The organism is Pseudarthrobacter sp. WHRI 8279 (assembly GCF_040224115.2).
Taxonomy (GTDB): Bacteria; Actinomycetota; Actinomycetes; order Actinomycetales; family Micrococcaceae; genus Arthrobacter.
The window spans coordinates 3,904,719-3,922,194 of sequence record NZ_CP168162.1 but is presented as its reverse complement, the minus strand read 5'-3'; the positions used below and the strand labels follow the sequence as shown (position 1 = coordinate 3,922,194).

The 17,476-nt window shown below is 66.5% G+C and carries 15 protein-coding genes; 5 read left to right on the top strand and 10 right to left on the bottom strand.

Annotation, left to right across the window (positions count from 1 at the left end; genetic code table 11):
* The first annotated feature begins 29 nt into the window (after positions 1-29).
* Entirely contained in the window at positions 30-2,540 is a 2,511-nt protein-coding gene (locus tag ABRP28_RS17955; RefSeq protein ID WP_350001063.1) for an ATP-dependent DNA ligase, read from the top strand.
* A gap of 156 nt (positions 2,541-2,696) precedes the next feature.
* On the opposite strand, the gene ABRP28_RS17950 is transcribed toward ABRP28_RS17955, so the two are convergent.
* On the bottom strand, positions 2,697-2,957 hold the full coding sequence (locus ABRP28_RS17950) for a hypothetical protein (RefSeq protein WP_350001065.1): 261 nt from the start codon (positions 2,955-2,957) through the stop codon (positions 2,697-2,699).
* Between the two features lie 523 nt (positions 2,958-3,480).
* On the opposite strand from ABRP28_RS17950, the gene ABRP28_RS17945 reads away from it, so the two are divergent.
* Positions 3,481-5,097 carry an MFS transporter gene (locus tag ABRP28_RS17945; protein WP_350001066.1) on the top strand — a complete coding sequence of 539 codons (1,617 nt, stop codon included), beginning with the start codon at positions 3,481-3,483 and terminating at the stop codon, positions 5,095-5,097.
* Positions 5,098-5,327: 230 nt separating this feature from the next.
* Positions 5,328-6,437: an FUSC family protein gene (locus tag ABRP28_RS17940; RefSeq protein ID WP_350001068.1), complete on the top strand. Its 1,110-nt coding sequence runs from the start codon at positions 5,328-5,330 to the stop codon at positions 6,435-6,437.
* On the opposite strand, the gene ABRP28_RS17935 is transcribed toward ABRP28_RS17940, so the two are convergent.
* The 5 genes from ABRP28_RS17935 to ABRP28_RS17915 all read right to left on the bottom strand — a co-directional run bounded on the left by ABRP28_RS17935 (position 6,387) and on the right by ABRP28_RS17915 (position 12,920).
* Entirely contained in the window at positions 6,387-7,190 is an 804-nt protein-coding gene (locus ABRP28_RS17935) for an SDR family oxidoreductase (RefSeq protein ID WP_350001070.1), read from the bottom strand. The genes ABRP28_RS17940 and ABRP28_RS17935 overlap by 51 nt on opposite strands.
* Positions 7,191-7,199: 9 nt before the next feature.
* The gene (locus tag ABRP28_RS17930; protein ID WP_374152987.1) at positions 7,200-9,038 is read right to left on the bottom strand and encodes an IucA/IucC family siderophore biosynthesis protein; all 1,839 of its coding nucleotides are present in this window, start codon (positions 9,036-9,038) and stop codon (positions 7,200-7,202) included.
* A 209-nt stretch (positions 9,039-9,247) separates the two neighbouring features.
* Complete coding sequence (locus ABRP28_RS17925; protein ID WP_350001073.1) at positions 9,248-9,823, bottom strand: GNAT family N-acetyltransferase; 576 nt, start codon at positions 9,821-9,823, stop codon at positions 9,248-9,250.
* The gene (locus ABRP28_RS17920; protein WP_350001075.1) at positions 9,820-11,250 is read right to left on the bottom strand and encodes a lysine N(6)-hydroxylase/L-ornithine N(5)-oxygenase family protein; all 1,431 of its coding nucleotides are present in this window, start codon (positions 11,248-11,250) and stop codon (positions 9,820-9,822) included. The genes ABRP28_RS17925 and ABRP28_RS17920 overlap by 4 nt, the downstream gene beginning before the upstream one ends.
* Positions 11,247-12,920 carry an aspartate aminotransferase family protein gene (locus ABRP28_RS17915; protein ID WP_350001077.1) on the bottom strand — a complete coding sequence of 558 codons (1,674 nt, stop codon included), beginning with the start codon at positions 12,918-12,920 and terminating at the stop codon, positions 11,247-11,249. Before ABRP28_RS17915 ends, ABRP28_RS17920 begins: the two co-directional genes overlap by 4 nt.
* A gap of 271 nt (positions 12,921-13,191) precedes the next feature.
* Between ABRP28_RS17915 and ABRP28_RS17910 the strand changes: the two genes are divergently transcribed.
* A complete protein-coding gene (locus ABRP28_RS17910) occupies positions 13,192-13,638 on the top strand; it encodes a hypothetical protein (RefSeq protein ID WP_350001079.1) in 447 nt (148 codons plus the stop codon).
* 88 nt (positions 13,639-13,726) lie between these two features.
* Positions 13,727-14,038 (top strand): hypothetical protein, encoded by a 312-nt coding sequence (locus tag ABRP28_RS17905; protein ID WP_350001080.1) that lies wholly within the window; start codon positions 13,727-13,729, stop codon positions 14,036-14,038.
* An 83-nt stretch (positions 14,039-14,121) separates the two neighbouring features.
* Here ABRP28_RS17905 and ABRP28_RS17900 read toward each other — a convergent pair whose 3' ends face one another.
* From ABRP28_RS17900 to ABRP28_RS17885, 4 genes are all read right to left on the bottom strand, one after another.
* Positions 14,122-14,451: a GNAT family N-acetyltransferase gene (locus tag ABRP28_RS17900; RefSeq protein WP_350001082.1), complete on the bottom strand. Its 330-nt coding sequence runs from the start codon at positions 14,449-14,451 to the stop codon at positions 14,122-14,124.
* 98 nt (positions 14,452-14,549) lie between these two features.
* Positions 14,550-14,954 carry a DUF1304 domain-containing protein gene (locus tag ABRP28_RS17895; RefSeq protein WP_350001084.1) on the bottom strand — a complete coding sequence of 135 codons (405 nt, stop codon included), beginning with the start codon at positions 14,952-14,954 and terminating at the stop codon, positions 14,550-14,552.
* 97 nt (positions 14,955-15,051) lie between these two features.
* A complete protein-coding gene (locus ABRP28_RS17890; protein ID WP_350001088.1) occupies positions 15,052-15,903 on the bottom strand; it encodes a class II fructose-bisphosphate aldolase in 852 nt (283 codons plus the stop codon).
* Positions 15,903-17,321 (bottom strand): GntP family transporter, encoded by a 1,419-nt coding sequence (locus ABRP28_RS17885; RefSeq protein ID WP_231457104.1) that lies wholly within the window; start codon positions 17,319-17,321, stop codon positions 15,903-15,905. The genes ABRP28_RS17890 and ABRP28_RS17885 overlap by 1 nt, the downstream gene beginning before the upstream one ends.
* Positions 17,322-17,476 lie beyond the last annotated feature (155 nt).

The following is a 17,476-nucleotide window of genomic DNA, read 5'->3' as shown; positions in this document are numbered from 1 at the left end:
ACATCACGCAACGCCGCAGGTGAAGCCCCATGCCCGCAGCTAAGGAACGTGTCCGGGTCGCCGGGCGGGAACTGACCCTCACCAACCTGGACAAGGTCATCTATCCGGAGGCCGGCACCACCAAGGCGGACGTGCTGGCCTACTACGCCGCCGTGGCCCACGTCCTGATCCCCGCGGCGTACAACAGGCCGGCCACCCGGAAGCGGTGGGTGAACGGCGTGGGGACCGCAGAGAAGCCCGGCGAGGTGTTCTTCCAGAAAAACCTCGAGGACTCGGCCCCGGGGTGGCTCCCCCGGGCCGCCATCACCCACAAGGACCGCACCATCCACTATCCGATGGTCAACGACCCCGCCACGCTTACCTGGTTCGGCCAGATCAACTCGCTGGAAATCCACGTGCCCCAGTGGCAGGTGGATTCCCACGGCAGCCAGCTGAACCCTGACAGGCTGGTCCTGGACCTGGATCCCGGGGAAGGCGCAGGCCTGGAGGCCTGCGTGGAGGTGGCCCTCCTCGCCCGCGCCATCCTGCAGGACGTGGGGATGGATCCGGTCCCGGTAACGAGCGGCAGCAAGGGCATCCACCTGTACGCCGCCCTGGACAGGTCCCAGACCTCGGAGCAGATCTCCGCCTTCGCCCGTGAGCTCGCGCGGGCCCTCGAAGCGGACCACCCCGACCTTGCCGTCAGCGACATGAAAAAAACCCTGCGCAAGGGCAAGGTGCTGGTGGACTGGAGCCAGAACAACGCGGCCAAAACCACCATCGTGCCCTATTCCCTCCGCGGCCGCCCCACGCCCATGGTGGCCGCACCCCGGACGTGGGAGGAGATTGGTTCCCCAGGCCTCAAGCACCTGGACTACAAGGAGGTGATGCGGCGGGTGCAGGACGGCACGGACCCGTTCGCCGCCGTCGTCCATGCCGACGGCGACCCCCGCCTGGGCAAGTACCGCTCCATGCGCGATCCAGCCAAGACTCCCGAGCCGTTCACGGGTACATCCGGCAGCGGGGACACCTTTGTGATCCAGGAGCACCATGCCAGCCGCCTGCACTATGACTTCCGGCTGGAGCATGAGGGCGTGCTGGTGTCCTGGGCGCTGCCCAAGGGTGTCCCCGAGTCGAGCGGCAAGAACCACCTTGCGGTCCAGACCGAGGACCACCCCCTGGATTACGCCGGTTTCGAAGGGACTATCCCCAAGGGCGAGTACGGCGCAGGGGAGGTAACTATCTGGGACCACGGAACCTACGAGCTGCACAAGTGGATCAACGGCAGGGAAGTCATCGTCACCCTCACAGGCTCTGAAGGAGGCGGATTGGGCGGGACCAGGAAGTTCGCGCTCATCCACACCGGCCGCGGCCAGGGAAAGGATTCCGAGGGGCAGTGGCTCATCCACCTGATGGACCCGGAGCGCCACAGCGGACGGCGGAGGCACGCGTCCGGGCCTGGGGAGCAGGAGGAGCCGCCGGAGGAAGGCGACGCGGATAAGGCTGCCGGGCCTGCGGATGCCGGGCTGCCAAAGGACGAGCGGCAGGCAAAGGACGACGGCGGGACGTCCGCCAAGGCGGCAGCCGGCACCTCCGCGCCTGGACCCGAGGATTACAGGCCCATGATGGCCACTTCCGGTGACGTGGCCGACTTGCAGGGCAGCAATTGGCAGTTCGAACTCAAGTGGGACGGGGTGCGGGCCGTCCTGGTGGCCGATGAAAAGGCGGTACGGATTTTCAGCCGCAACGGGAACGACGTCACCCGGACCTACCCGGAGCTGGCCGAAAGGAAGTGCTGGCCGGAACAGCCGTTCGTCGCGGACGGTGAGATCATCGCCGTCGGGCCATCCGGCAGGCCCGACTTCGGCCTGCTCCAGGGACGGATGAAGCTGACCCGCCCGGCGGACGTGGCACGCGCCCGGACGGCCATCCCGGTCCAGCTGATGCTCTTCGACCTGCTGAACGAAGGCGGAACGGACCTCCGGAAGCTGCCGCTCGCCAAGCGCCGGCAGCGGCTGGAGGAATTCTTCACTCCTTCGGACTGCCCGGCCGGGCTCTCCCCGGTATTGGAGGAGCGCGTGGAGCACATCCTGGAGAGCGCACGGGAACTGGGCCTGGAAGGGGTAATGGCCAAACGAACGGACAGCCGGTACGTGAGCGGGCAGCGGACCCGCACCTGGACCAAGCTGAAAGTGGAGCAGACGCAGGAGGTGGTGGTGGGCGGCTGGCGCCCCGGCAAGGGCGGCCGGCAGGACACCGTGGGTTCGCTCCTGGTGGGCATCCCGGACGGAAGGAAACTGCAGTACGCGGGGCGGGTGGGCAGCGGGTTCAGTTCCAGGGAGCTGACCGAGCTCCGCCAGACCGTTGAACGCCTGGCCCGAAAAACATCACCGTTCCAGGACGTCCCCCGGGAGGACGCCGCAGATGCACACTGGATCACCCCGGAGCTGGTGGGCGAAGTGACGTACAGCGAGTGGACCGGGACAGGGCGGCTCCGGCATCCCGTGTGGCGGGGCTGGCGGCTGGACAAGGAACCGTCGGAGGTGGTGCGCGAAGGCTGAGCCGCTTTGCGACGCGCAAGTTCACCTGGGATGCGCCAGTTCCGATGCGACGCGCAAAATCGTTTGCGATGAAGCAGAAACATGGCGACACCCGTATACGGGTGTCGCCACGTTACTTGCGCGTCGTCAGAGTCTTGGCGCGTCCGTTGCGTGTCCTCAGGATGAGTGGGGCATTTGCGGCCGGCTGGTGCGGTGGATGGCCGTCACCGCCGCTCCCTGCCCCATGCGGCCATGGCCCGCATCCCGTTCTTTCGGGTGCCGCCGCTTTCCGTATCCGTCCGGCCAGGTGCGCTGCCCGGTTCCCGCGATCGGGGCAAGCGGTGCTTCCGCGCCGGGCATGTCGGGGGTGTTCATCGCCTCGGCAAGGTGGCTCGCCACCTCCGGTTTGATCTGCTTTTCCATGTTTTCGTCAGCCATTTTGTTCTTCCTTTCCGCGGTGAAATGAAGTGGTGCCAGGGGTGGCCGCTGTGGGCCTTTGCGACTGAAGGAGGGCGGGCCCGGCGCGGGCAGCAGGCGTCCGCCTAAGTGAAAAAGAGTGTTCCCATGGCACAACCTTAGGGAGGCGCAGCGCGCCTGTGAACCCCCCTTCTTGCCAGGGCCGGAAAGGGCCGACGGCGGCGCGCAGCCCGTGCCGCGGAACGGCAGGAAAGGGCGTGGCACGCGTCACTTAGGGGCTCCGTAGCGGCGGAAATAGCAGCAGTGTGGCCTATACCACTTAAATAGTTCGGCAGCCGCGGCGCCACCGGCCGTTCTTCCCAGTGCTGGCAAGGGATCCGCGGGGGCAGGGAAACGCCGCGGAAATTGTCCATGAGGCCCCAAAAAAGGGTGATCCTACGGCATCACGCGGTGCTCCGGCACGGCATTCGCGTAAAATTGAAGGCCTGCCCAGAGCGGGGCAGCTACAAGTCGCAAGCAAATGACCTCCACAGGAGTTACCCAAATGCCCACAGACCGAAGCATGACCGACTCTTCCGCAGGCCTTAATCCCGCCTCCGGAACCAACCCAACTGCACCGCCTGGAACGCCGTCGCCGGTGGCTTCCACGAACCCGCGGAAACCAAAAATCCTCGCCCGGCGCCGGCTCAAGGAGTCGGACGTCAACGTGGTTGACCAGCCCATGCTGAAGAAGGCCCTCGGCGGAACCATCGTGGGCAACACCATGGAGTGGTACGACGTGGGCGTGTTCGGCTACCTCATCACCACCATGGGTCCTGTCTTCCTGCCGGAATCAGACCCCACCACCCAGACCCTGTTCCTCCTGGGTACCTTCGCGGCCACCTTCATCGCCCGCCCCCTGGGCGGAGTGATCTTCGGCTGGCTGGGCGACAAGATGGGCCGCCAAAAGGTCCTCGCCGCCACGCTGATGCTGATGGCAGCGAGCACGTTCGCCATCGGCCTCCTGCCCGGATATGCGCAGATCGGACTGTGGGCCGCCGGACTTCTGGTGCTCCTGAAGATCATCCAGGGCTTCTCCACCGGCGGCGAGTACGCCGGTGCCACAACGTTCGTCAGCGAATACTCCCCGGACAAACGCCGCGGCTACTTCGCGAGCTTCCTGGACCTGGGCAGCTACATGGGCTTCGCCATCGGCGCCGCCCTGGTCTCCGTCCTGCAGCTGACGCTCGGCCAGGCAGCCATGGAGGAATGGGGCTGGCGGATTCCCTTCCTGATTGCCGGTCCCCTGGGCCTGATCGCCGTCTACTTCCGGAGCAAGATCGAGGAATCACCGCAGTTCCAGGCAACCATGGACGCCCAGGAGGATCTGGCCAAGCACGCCGCTGCCGGCGACGGGGCCGTTGTCAAGGGACCGGTAGGAATCGTCAAGGCCTACTGGCGCTCCATCATCGTTGCCATGGTCCTGGTGGCTGCCGCCAACACGGCCGGTTACGCCCTGACGTCCTACATGCCCACCTACCTCACGGAGTCCAAGGGCTACGATCCGGTGCACGGCACCCTGCTGACCATCCCCGTGCTGGTAGTCATGAGCCTCTGCATTCCGCTGACCGGAAAGCTGTCGGACCGGATCGGCCGCAGGCCCGTCCTGTGGATCGGTGCAGTCAGCACAGTGGTCCTGGCCATTCCGGCCTTCCTGCTGATCGGCATCGGCGAGATCTGGTCCACCCTGACCGGCCTGGCGCTGATTGCCTTCCCCGTGACGTTCTACGTTGCCAACCTGGCCTCGGCCCTCCCGGCCCAGTTCCCCACCTCCAGCCGGTATGGCGCCATGGGCATCGCCTACAACTTCTCGGTGGCGATCTTCGGCGGCACCACTCCGTTCATCGTCGCGGCCCTCATCAGCGCCACGGGCAACGACATGATGCCTGCGTACTACCTGATGGCAACCTCGCTGATTGGTGCCGTGGCCATCTACTTCCTGAAGGAATCGGCCCGGCGTCCGCTGCCCGGCTCCATGCCCAGCGTGGATACCCAGGCTGAGGCCCGCGAACTTGTTGCCACCCAGGACGAGAACCCGCTGATCAACGTGGACGAACTCCCGTTCGAGACACAGGACATCACGGACTCAAACGGCACCGGGAAGGTTACGGCCGGCGTCTAGCCTGTCCTGCCGCGGCACCGCATGCGGCACAACCCTTCCGGGGCATGTCCTGTAGCCCCCGCTCAGAAGGCCCGTCCAGCGTGTTTCCTTGGGGGAAGCACGGTGGGCGGGCCTTTGGCGTGCCAGTCACAATGACGCCCCATGTCCCCTTTTTTCGCTGGACATGACTGGCCGGACCAGCCGGTGATAGCTTCCAGAGGGCCAAATCAGGAAAGCATCAGGAGGTGGGCATGGAACGGATCCTCCTGCAGGTGCGCGCGCTCCACCGGCTTGAGCCCGCCAGCAATGACCATCTGGCTGCGGCGCGGGTTGCCCTCAGCGTGGCGGTCCCATCCCTCCTGCTCCTGGCGGCGGGCCGCCCGGACCTCATCATCTACGCCGTCTTCGGTGCCCTGACCGGCATGTACGGGCGGTCCGAGCCGCACCAGCTCCGGCTCCGGCACCAGGGCCAGGCCGCCGTCATCCTGCTCACGGGAGTGGCGGTGGGCGTATTCCTGTCCGTCAACCATCTCCAATCGTGGTGGCTGGTGGGCTTGGAGGCAGCCCTGGCCGGCGTCGGATCTGTTTTTGCGGACCGGGTACGGCTCAAGCCCAACGGACCGTTTTTTGGGATCCTGGCGCTGGGGGCCTGCGCGTCGGTACCCACCGTGGTGCCATGGCAGGTGGCCATGCTCATCGCAGCCGGCTCCGCCGCGTTCTCCGTGCTGGTGGGTTTCGGCGGCTGGTTCCGCCGCAGGTCCTGGCAGCGCGGCGCGGTCCGGGCTGTTCCAGCGGTGACCCCCGCCGGCCACCGGGATCTGCTGGTGCACGCTGCCCGCTACATCCTGGCGGTAGGCGCCGCCGGCGCGGTGGGCGTCCTGACCGGAAGCGGCCATCCGCACTGGGCCATGGCGGCTGCTGCCGTGCCGCTGGCAGGAGCCGACCTCCCCAGCAGCGTCCGGCGCGGCGTCCACCGCATTGTGGGAACGTTCCTGGGACTTGGGGTGACCGCCGTCGTCATCCTTCCCGTTCCGTGGTCCCTGGCGGGGCTTGTCCCGGGCGGGCAGGCCGTGGTGCTGGCCCTCCTGGTGGTCCTCTTCCAGTTCACCACGGAGCTGTTCATGACCCGCCACTACGGCCTGGCCATGGTTTCCTTTACGCCCGTGATCCTGCTGATGAGCCAGCTCGCCGACCCAATCGACCCCACAGTCCTGATCCTGGAACGCGGGGTGGAGACCCTGGTGGGGGCGCTGGTGGGGATTGCCGTGGTAGTGGCTGTCCGGCGGGCCGGGACCCGGACGCTGGCAGCGCTACTGGGGCGAACGCGCATCCTTAGGCTTCCGCGCAGGCCCCGCCACTAGCCTCGCCGGCGCAATCCGCGCCACGGCCGCCACCACCTTGTACCGCTTGGACGGGATGGACAGGGCTTTGCCCCGCGCGTTGTCCGCCAGGCCCTCACGCACCACCCGCCCGGCGTGCAGCCACGCCCAGGACGGCGCCACCGACTTGTCCATGCCCATCCGGTCGTGGAACTCCGTGTGGGTGAAGCCCGGACAAACAGCGGTGACCTTGATGCCCTGCCTGCCGTACGCGAGGTTGGCCCAGCGGCTGAAGCTCACCAGCCAGGCCTTGGCAGCGGAGTACGTTCCCCGGGGGAGGAAGGCCGCAATGCTGGCTACGTTGATGATCCGGCCGGAATGGCGCGCCAGCATCCCTTTCACGGCTGCGTGGGTCAGCTCCATGGCTGTTTCACCGTGCAGCTTCAGGTGTTTTTTCTCCTCCGCGATGGGGTTGTCCTCGAAGTTGTGCAGCAGCCCGATGCCGGCGTTGTTCACCAGGACCTCCACCGGCCGCTCCGGATCGGACAGGCGTCCGACGACGGCTGCCACGCCGTCGTCGGACGTCAGGTCCGCCGGGAGTACTTCCGCCGTGACCCCGTAGCGCCGTTCCAGCTCCGCTGCGGATTCCTCGAGTCGGGCGCGGTTCCGGGCCACCAGCACCACGTTGTGGCCCTGCGCGGCGAGCTGCCGGGCGAACTCGGCGCCAAGCCCGGCGCTGGCGCCGGTGATGAGGGCGGTGGTCCTTGAAGGTGCATGGGGAGCGTCTGGGGTCATGGGGCAAGCCTAGCCAGATCCCTCCTCTGCGGCCTGCGCTGCGCGGAATTTGGCCAGGGGGTTGGCCAGCCGGCCGGCCATCTGGAGTCCTCCGGAGGGGTCGGTGAGGTCCAGCATCTGCTGGTTGTTACGGAGCTGGAGCCGGTTGAGGCAGGACAGTTCGAAGTCCGCCGCGAAGAGGTCGTGGCGGGCGAACTGGCCTGCAAGTTCGGGATGCCGGGCCTGGTAGTCCTTGATGGCTTCCGCGGCCGTGCGCCAGAAGTCATCCTGGGACAGTGTGCCGTCATCGTCCAGGAGGGCGGCCAGGAAGCGGAAGATGCAGTCGAAGACGTCTGTGAAGATGGCAAGCACCCGTTCGCTGTCCGGGATGTCCGCCTTGATCCGGGACACGTCCCCGGGGAGCTCCAGCCTGTCCCCCATCACCACGATTTCTTCCGCGATGTCCTTCATGATGGCCTTGACCGGAACGCCGTCTTCAAGCACCAGGATCACGTTCTCGCCGTGCGGCATGAAGGCCAGCTCGTACCGGTAGAGGCAGTGGACCAGCGGGACGAGGTAGGCCTCGAAGTAACGGCGCAGCCACTTTTCCGGGCTGAGGCCGGAGCGCTCGATCAGGGCCGCGGCGATGGGCTTGCCGGCGGAATCGGTGTGCAGGAGGGAGGCCATGGTGGCCAGTTGCTGGCCGTCCGCCAGCAGCGGCAGGGGGCTTTCGCGCCAGAGGGCGGAGAGCATCTTCCGGTAGGGGGAGCCGGGTGCGGACCCGGCTTCGTAGTACCCGTTGTGGTAGCCGATTGCTGCCACCTCGGCGATCATGGTGAAGCCGCGCTGGTGCAGGGCGGGGTCCTCCAGGATCAGGGTCCGCAGCCACTCGTTGATGGCCGGCGTGGCTTTCATGTACTGGGGCGACAGGCCGCGCATGAAACCCATGTTCAGGACGGACATGGCGGTCTTGACGTAGCTCCGCTCCGGTGCCGTGACGTTGAAGAACGTGCGGATGGACTGCTGGGCCTGGTAGCCGTCAGTCCCGCTTCCCAGATGGACGATGCGCTGCAGGGCAATCTCCGCGGCGAAGGTGACTGCCAGCTTGTTCTCCCACTGCCACGGGTGGACCGGCATCAGGAAGTAGTGGTCCGGGTCCAGTCCCAGCGCGTGGAGCCGGGCATGGAAGCTGCCCAGCAGGGGGCCCAGTTCGGCGCCCAGGTGGGACCGGTAGTCGAGCCCTTCGGCGGAGGTGAAGACGGCGTTGCTCCGGTGCACGGCGATCCATTCCAGCAGGACAGGGGCGCCAGTTTCCGGGGCGAAGGCGTGATAATCGTTGATGCCGAACCCCAGCCGCCCGTTGTTGGCAACGAAGCACTGGTGGCCTTCGGTCATGCTACGCTCGATGGCCTGGAAGTCCGCGGACGGGTTGCGCCCGCCGGTGATGCCGGCCGCCAGTTGGGCGGAAGACGGCTGGCCTGCCCATTGCTTGTACGCGTGGCTTGCCAGGGTGCTGGTGATCTCCTCGAGGTAGACGGGCAGCATCTGGATATTGATGCCAAGGGTTTCGTGGAACGCCGTGATGAACTCGAGCACGTCCAGCGGTGCTTCGGTGCCGTTCCGGAAGTGCCGGATGGACTCCGCGTCAATGGACCAGTGGTCCAGTTCCAGGATCCGCGCGTCGAAGCGGTACTGGTGCGTGCCGTCGGCGCTGCTGAGCCGGTAGCTGCCGCTTCCGTTCAAGGATTTGGATTGGTGTCCGGGCTCGGATTGGTGTCCGGGTCCGGGCTCGGATTGGTGTCCGGGTCCGGTTTCGGGTTCGGGGACAAGGATTCGCTCGTGCGAGAACTCGGCGAGCGCCTTGCGCATCAGGTGCCGGTTGGCCCTGGCCCAGGCCCCTGCCGTGAGGTGCGGGACCTGGCCGACTGGTTGGGTGGTGCCCGGGACGGCGGTGCCGGAGGAGGCGGTGCCAGAGGCGGCGGCGGTGCTTGGCGCGGGCTTGGAGTTGGCGGCTGCGGGCTTGGCGGCTGCGGCCTTGGCGGACGCGGGCACGGTGCTGGTTGGTTCGAGCTGGATGGTCACAGTGATGCTCCCTGGGAGATAAGCGGACGGGACGGGGTGGCTTGCAGGGCGGTGCGGGCGGCGAGGTAGTCGGACCGGTGGCAGAAGCTCAGTAGCGCTTCCTTGTCCGGAAGGGCCACCACGCCGGCATGCTGGAAGCCCAGCCGTTCGTTGAGGGCATGGATCTTTGTGTTCCGCGCATCCGGTTCCACCACGATGCGCTCCACACCGGGCTCGCTGAACAGGCGGGCCAGGACGGCGTCCATCACCGCTGCGGTGTAGCCAGGCTCGGGACCGTCCGACGGTGGGGCCACCAGCAGGTGCATCCCCACGTCTCCGGGAAGGACGGGATAAACGGCTGCCAGCGGCGAGGCTGCCGGCTGGTATTCCTCCATCAGGAAGGCGGGGATGCCACGGTCGAGCCCCAGCAGCGCGTGGTGGTGGCCGCTGGCCTGGATTTTTGCGTACTCAACGGCAACGTCTTCCACGGTGGCCGAAAGCATGCCCCAAAACGAAGCATAGGGCCGGGTCACCCAGCTGTGTACAAGTGCGGCGTCGGCTGCGGCATCCAGGCAGCGGAACGTGAACCTCACGCCGGCACCCCCGCCCCGACGTCTGAGGCTGCAGCGCCGGAAGCCGAAGTGCCAGAAGCCGCGCTGCCGGGAGCCGTGGTGTTCCCAGCCCCACGGACGGCTCGTCCTACCACTCCGGGCCCCAGGGCCGGAGGCGCCCCGAAGTGCTGGAAGGCGATGCTCTCCTCCACCTGATACACCTCCCTGCCGGTGATTTCCCGTAGGATGCAGGAGTTCCGGTACGCGCCCATGCCCAGGTCCGGAGTGACGAAGCCGTGGGTATGCAGCTCGGCGTTCTGGACGAAGATTTCCCCGGGCCGGACGCCGGCGCTGTAGTTCCGGTCCACCGCGAACCTGCCGGCACTGTCCCGGGCGATGCGCTCCTGGACGCCTGCCAGGAATGCCGGCTCCCGGTAGCTGTAGCCCGTGGCGAGCACCACGGCGCCGGTGTCCAGCGTGTAGGAGCTGCCCTGCTCTTCGTGCCTCAGGTGCAGCGTGTGGGTTCCGGACGCCGGGTTCCACTGCGCGGCGGTCAGGGACGAGTGCGTCAGCAGCTGCGTATCCACCATGCCGGAGAGGCTCCTGGTGTAAAGGAGGTCGTAGATGGCGTCGATCAGGTCGGAGTTGATGCCCTTGTAGAGGTTCTTCTGGGTCTTGTTCAGATGGTCGCGCTGGTGCTGCGGCAGGCCGTGGAAGTAGTCCACATATTCCGGGGAAGTCATCTCCAGGGTCAGCTTGGTGTACTCCAGGGGGAAGAACCGGCCGGAGCGGGTGACCCAGTTCAACTGGTAGCCGTGCGCGTCCGCCTCCTGCAGCAGGTCGTAGTAAATCTCCGCCGCGCTCTGGCCGCTGCCCAGGATGGTGATGCTGCTCTGCTGCTGCAGCTCCGCCTTCCGGGACAGGTAGTCGGCATTGTGGAAGGCCACTCCCCCGCCGCCGGCCGCGGCCTCCGCAACAATGCCCCCGGCCGGCGATGGGACGTACGGGGAGGTGCCGGTGCCCAGCACCAGCCGCCGCGCCAGCAGCACCTCCTGCCCGCCCGGGCCGGACACTGAAAGCCGGTACACGCCGTCGTCGTACGTTACGTCCAGCACAGCCGTGCCAAAACGGACCGACGGCAACTGCCCGGCCACCCACTGGCAGTACTGGTTGTACTCGGCCCGGAGCGGGTAGAAGTTTTCCCGGATATAGAAGCGGTACAGCCGCCCGGTCTGCTTGAGGAAGTTGAGGAACGAATAGGGCGAGGTGGGGTCCGCCAAGGTGACGAGGTCCGCCATGAAGGGAACCTGCAGGTGGGCCGGTTCAAGCATCATGCCGGGGTGCCAGTCAAAGGAATCGCGCCGCTCCAGGAAGATGCCCTCGAGGCCTTCCACGGGCTCAGCGAGTGCGGCGAGCCCCAGGTTGAAGGGCCCGACGCCGACGGCGGCAAAGTCGTAGATGCGGCTCATGCGGCCACCTCGGTCTGCAGCAGCCCGGCGCCGGTACGGCGCAAGAGGTGGATGATGCCGGCGATGTCCTCCAGCGTGGCCTCGGCGTTGAGCAGGGTGAACTTCAGGTAGTGGCGGCCGGCCACCTTTGTTCCCGCCACAACCGCTTCTCCTGAAGCGAAGACGGCCGCGCGGATGGCCGGGTTGAGCGTATCGGCAGCGTCCTCGGACAGCCTTTCCCCGTTTTCCAGGCGGGGCCGGTAGCGGAACACAAGGGTGCTGAGCTGCGGCGGGGCGGCCAGTTCAAAGTCCTCATCGGCCGCCAGGACCGTGCCCACGCGGGCTGCAAGGTCGATGGCTTCGTCGAACAGGGCGCCGATAGCGTCCGCTCCCATGATCCTCAGGGTGAGCCACAGTTTCAGGGCATCGAACCGGCGGGTGGTCTGGATGCTCTTGTCCACCTGGTTGGGGATCTCGGCCAGGGCCGCGCTTTCCGGGTTCAGGTAGTCGGCGTAGTACGTGATGTGCCGCAGCATGCTCCGGTCCCGGACCAGCAGGGCACTGGAACTGACCGGCTGGAAGAAGGTCTTGTGGAAGTCCACGGTGACCGAGTCCGCCAGCCGCGTTCCGTCAAGGAGGCGGCGGTACCGGTTGGACACCATCAGTCCGCCCCCGTAGGCGGCGTCGATGTGGAACCACGCACCATAGGCCCTGGCGAGCGCGGCGGTTTCCGCGAGCGGGTCCACCACGCCGAAGTCCGTGGTTCCGGCGGTGGCCACCACCGCCATGGGGACCAGGCCGGCGCCGCGTGCGTCTGCCATTGCCTCGGCGAGGGCAGCGGAATCCATACGATGGTCGGGCGTGCACGGCACGGAGATGACGGCGTCGAACCCCAGGCCCAGCATGGAGGATGACTTTTGGATGCTGAAGTGGCTGTCCTCCGAGGTGAAGATCCGCAGGGAGTCCAGCAGCGCCGGCAGGCGGAGGCCGGCACGTGCCGGGTCCTGCCGGAGGCCGGCCACTGCATGGTTGCGCGCGATCAGCAGTGCCTGCAGGTTGGACTGGCTTCCGCCGGAGGTGAAAATGCCGTCGGCGCCCCCGCCGAGGTGCAGCCGTTCGGCCGCCCAGTCGATGAGCCGGCGCTCAATCATGGTGGCGCCGGCACTTTGGTCCCAGGTGTCCATGGAGGAATTGACCGCGGACAGGACGGCCTCCCCCACCAGGGCCGGAATCACCACGGGGCAGTTCAGGTGGGCCGCGTACTTGGGGTCGTGGAAGTAGACGGCGTCGCGCAGGTACACGTCCTCGAGTTCCTGCAACGCGGCTGCCGTATCCGGGAGCGGGACGTCGAGGTCCACGGCACCTACGCGGGCCTTCATGCCGTCAGGTCCGACGCCGGTGAACGGCTGGGTGGTCCGCTCCAGCTTGGTGGCCACGGCAGTGACGCCCTGCAAAACCTGGGCGACATAGCGCGGCGAGTTGCGGGCATTGAGGAGGTGGTTGGTGGCGCCCAGGGCAAGTTCCACCCGGGAGCCGAAGTCCTGGCCCTGCCCCAGTGGACCCTCCTGGCCCCGTGGGCTCTGTTCCCGCGGGCCCTGTTCCAGCGGGCTCTGTTCCAGCGGGGCAAGCGCTGCCGGGGAGTTGGCGGCCTCATCCACATTTGTCTCATCAAGGCGGGGCATCAGCGGCACTGGTCGTCCTTCTGTCGGGAATCACAAAAAATAACAAAGGACAGCCTTACTTAGGTGACCCTTTTAATCAAACTTCTGTGATGTATTTCCCGAAATAGCCGCCATTGCTCCGCTTTTGGACGTGTTGTGCCGTCATTGACTGGCACCTGCCGGCAATCTGCTTCAGAATTCCCCACCCCAGTCCGGGCGTATGACAAGACGCCCGCGATCCTCCGGGCTAGGGTTGACCCACCAGCGGCCAGTCCAGGCCGCAACTCGCTCAGGGGGATGCATGGAGCAGGAAACAGCAGGCGCAGTGGGATTCCGGGAAGTGGACCGCAACGGCAACCCTGTCCACAATGAAGCCCCCGCCGAGCGGAATGATGGCTATAGCGGAGGCAGCGCCTTGACCGTCAACCCGTTTATTGCCGCCCTCCGGCTCCTTGCCGCCGCGCTCATCGGCGGAGGCGCCTGGGTGTTCCTCAATGCGAATTCCATGGTGGGCCCCTCCGCCGGAGGAATGCCAACATCTTTCCTTGTGTTCACCTTCGCCCCTTATGCGATTTTCGCCGGACTCGCAGCGCTGGTCTGCCTGCTGTTCTGGCATGCCCTACAGTGGCAGCACCGGCGTGCCTGGAGATTTCACGCCGGCCGGGACGCATCGTCCGCACTGCGGAGCGCGGTCCGGCGTGGACTGGCTCACACCCGGATTTGCCCGGAGATTAGTAAGCATGCTTAGGTATTGGGGTAAATGAACCTCCGCAAGCAGTTCGCGGCGGGGCTGCCAACGCCGGCAGTTCCGTGAAGAAGCCCAAGGATGACCCATCATGACCACCGTTGCAGACCACCAGCTTACGGCGCCTGGAGACACCGGCGCACTGGCACACACTCCGCTGGACTCCACTGAACCTGCGGACATGGGGCTGCTGCTCACGCTTAACTCCCGGATGCACTGCCGCGCCCCGATGCAGCGGGTGGATCCTGAAGATATGCCTGTCCGGCTGCCCGTGTACGTGGACGGAAGCACGGTGGTACCGATGGGCGCCGGCCCGGTTTCCGAGCACGTGGAGACCTACCGGTGCGCTTGTGGTTTCACCATCGACGCGCCAGTACTGAGTGGGCACGCCCTGGCCAGCTGACTGCTGCCGCAAGGCTGTGGCAGCACCTGCTCCAGGCGCGTCCCGTCCGGGCGGCTGACCAGCAGGGCCGATCAGTCCGGGCGTCAGCCCTCAGGCCAGTCAACGAACTGTTCGTAGCCCTCATGCTTCCGCAGATAGGCTGCGATGAAGGGGCAGTGGGGAATGATTCGTTTGCCCGTGGCTACCACGTCATCGAGCGCGAAGTGGGCCAGCACCTTTCCCAGGCCCTGGCCTTCGAAGCCCTCCGTGGTTTCGGTGTGGCTGAAGTCTATGTGCCCGGGCTTGTCCGTGAAGAAGGACTGGACAGCCAGTTTCCCGTCCACCCGCAGCTCATACCGGTGGTCTGCATCATTGCGTGCCAGTGAAACGTCAGGGCTGAACTGATCTTCGGTGGACGTCATGTTCTCGGTCATGGTTCGACAGTGGCACTACTTCACTCCGCTGGCAATGGCTCCTCCCCCACTGCCCTTTCACCGCCGGAAATCTGCCCAGGCCCAGGAGGGTCCGGCGGCTAGGCAGCAAGGGCGGCGACGCCGAGCACGACGGCGAGCAGCGGCGTGGCCCCCTGGGTTGCGGCAGCGCGGAGGTACTTCCTGCCGGACAGTGCCAGGACGAGCGCGGCCAGCAGCATGGAGCCGCAGCAGCTGAAGACCAGGGTCCAGCCTGCGGCTGTGAGGACTTGATCCTCCGCAGCCAGCGCCACGAAACCTGCTCCCGCAAGGGCTCCCACGGCCAGGAACAGATTGTAGAAACCCTGGTTGTACGCAAGCGCTTTGGTGGTCTCCGCGTCATCCTGGCTGGCCACCCCGAAGCGCTTCCAGGTGGCCGGCCTGGTCCAGGTGATGGACTCCATGGTGAAGATATAGATGTGTAGCGCTGCGGCCAGGAGGGCAAAAAGGAGGGAGGCCAGGATCATGGGTTGATCCTAGCCTCCCCTCCCGGAGTCTTTGTCCACGCATCCAGGCCCCACGCCGGGTTCAACCCTGCACAGCTGGACAAAACTCCAGTGAACGTCAGCGCGTGAGCGTCGCCAGCGTGGTGGAGGCGAAGCCGCGGGCCGAGCTGTCCCAGTGGCCCAGAAGCCCCTGGAGGTTTTCACCGTCGGACCGGTGCCCCGACAGCTGGTCCTGCAGGGTGGCGAGCACCCCGGTGCGGAGCTCGGTGTTGAAGTTGACCTTGCCAACGTTCATGGCTGCTGCCTTCACCAGTTCCTCCGCGGGAATTCCGGAGGCGCCATGCAGCACCAGTGGAATATGCGTCCGCACCGCGATGTCCTGCAGGACGTCCCAGCGCAGCTGCGGCTCGCCCTTGTACTTGCCGTGCACGTTCCCCACCGCCACGGCGAGCAGTTCCGCGCCGGTCCGGGACACGAAGTCCTCCACCAGTGCCGAATCGGTCAGGCCGGCCACGGCCACGCCTGACTGGTCTGCACCAAAGGCCCGGTCCTCGTCGCCGGCAAGGCCGCCAAGCTCGGCTTCAAGCACCACGTCGGCGCCCAACAGCCTCCGCGCCTCGCGGACCAGCGCAATGTTCTCCTCGTACGGCAGGCCGGAGCCGTCGGCGAGGACGGAATCCGCCCCTGCCGTGACGGCGTCGGCCATCACCTGAAGGTCGCTTACATGGTCAAGCTGCACGGCCACGGGCACGGATGCGGCGTCAGCGAGGCCGCGGAGGGCTCCGATGAGGCGCAGGCCGTTGGGCGTGGCGGCGGTCTTGGGAGCCACCAGCAGGATGGCGCCGCGGCCCGCCTCCTCCGCTGCGGCCACCACGGCCATGGCGGTGGTGAAGTCGTAGCAGGTGAAGGCCGGTACGGCGGAGCCGTGCTGGAGGGCGGAGGTGACCAGGTGGTCGAGTCGGGTGCGCATCAGACGCCCAGGCCGCCCACGAGGATCCACACCAGGAAGGTCAGGGCGAAGCCGGCCAGGCCCAGGATGGTGGTGAGCACGGTCCAGGTTTTGAGGCCATCGGCCACGGACAGGCCCAGGTACCGGGTGACGATCCAGAAGCCGGAGTCGTTGACGTGGCTGAGTCCGAACGCGCCGAACCCAATGGCAACCAGGATGAGGGCCGTCTGGATGGGTGAGAACCCGCCGTCGGCAACGGATGCTGCCAGCAGGCCGGAGGTGGTGATGATCGCAACGGTGGCGGATCCCTGGGAAGCGCGCAGGATGGCGGCGAGGATGAACGCCATCAAGATGACCGGAAGGCCTGCGGTCTGCAGGCCTTCGGCGAGGGCCTTGCCGATGCCGGAGACCGTGAGGACCTTGCCGAAGACGCCGCCCGCGCCGGTGACCAGGATGACGATGGCCGTGGGAGCCAGGGCCGAGTCCATGACTTCACCGGTGTGCTGGGAGGACCAGCCGCGGCGGATTCCCAGGAAGTAGTACGCCAGGCCGAGGGCCGTGAGCAGGGCGATCAGCGGGGCGCCAATGAACGCGGCGAGCTGGGCGGGGAAGGAATCCTTGGGCAGGATGACTGCACCCACGGTGCCAACCATGATCATCAGGATGGGCAGGACGATGAGCGTGATGATCATGGCCGGGCTGGGGGCCGTCTTCACCTGGTTCCTGACGGCAACCGAGGAGGTCCCCTGCGCCGCTTCCTGCTCAACCTGGGACGTGCCGGTGCCAAAGAGGCGGAACTGCTCGGCGGTGGCGGGAAGCATGGTGAAGTCGCGCTTGTTCAGCTTTCGGGCAACGAAGTAGCCCAGGACGCCGACGGGAATGCACAGCACGAGGCCCAGGATGGTGGTCCAGCCGATATCGGCGCCGAGGATGCCGGCGCCGCCCACAACGCCGGGGTGCGGCGGGACAACAACGTGGATGGCGAGCATGATGGCACCCACCGGAAGGCCGATCTTGACGGGGTTGACGCCGGCAGCCTTGGCGAAGCCGTAGATGATGGGAATCAGGATGATGAATCCGACGTCGAAGAAGACGGGGATGGCCAGCAGGAAGGCTGCGGCAGTCAACGCTGCGATGACCCGCCGCGGGCCGAGCAGCTGCGTGAACTTCCCGGCCAGCGACTGTGCACCGCCGGAAATCTCGATCATCTTGCCGAGCATGGCGCCGAGGCCAACCAGGATGGCGACGGACCCGAGGGTTCCGCCCATGCCTTCGGTAACGGTCTTGATGACGTCCGGCAGGGGGATGCCAGCCACCAGGGCAACGGCGACGCTGACCACCAGAAGGGCGAGGAAAGCGGGGATCTTGAACTTGATGACGGCCACGAGCAACAGGGCGACGCCCGCTGCTGCTATGGCCAGGAGAGCTAGTGCGCTCATCGTGTGTCTCCTTTGACATCGCCAGTTAAGACTAGCGAGCTGGTTTTTCTAGGGGAATGCCGGGGGTACGGCAGGGAGGGTGCGACGACGGCGGAGGGGGGACCGCCGCCGTCGCACCTGTCCAAGGGGAGTTTTTGTCCAGATATGCAGGCCAA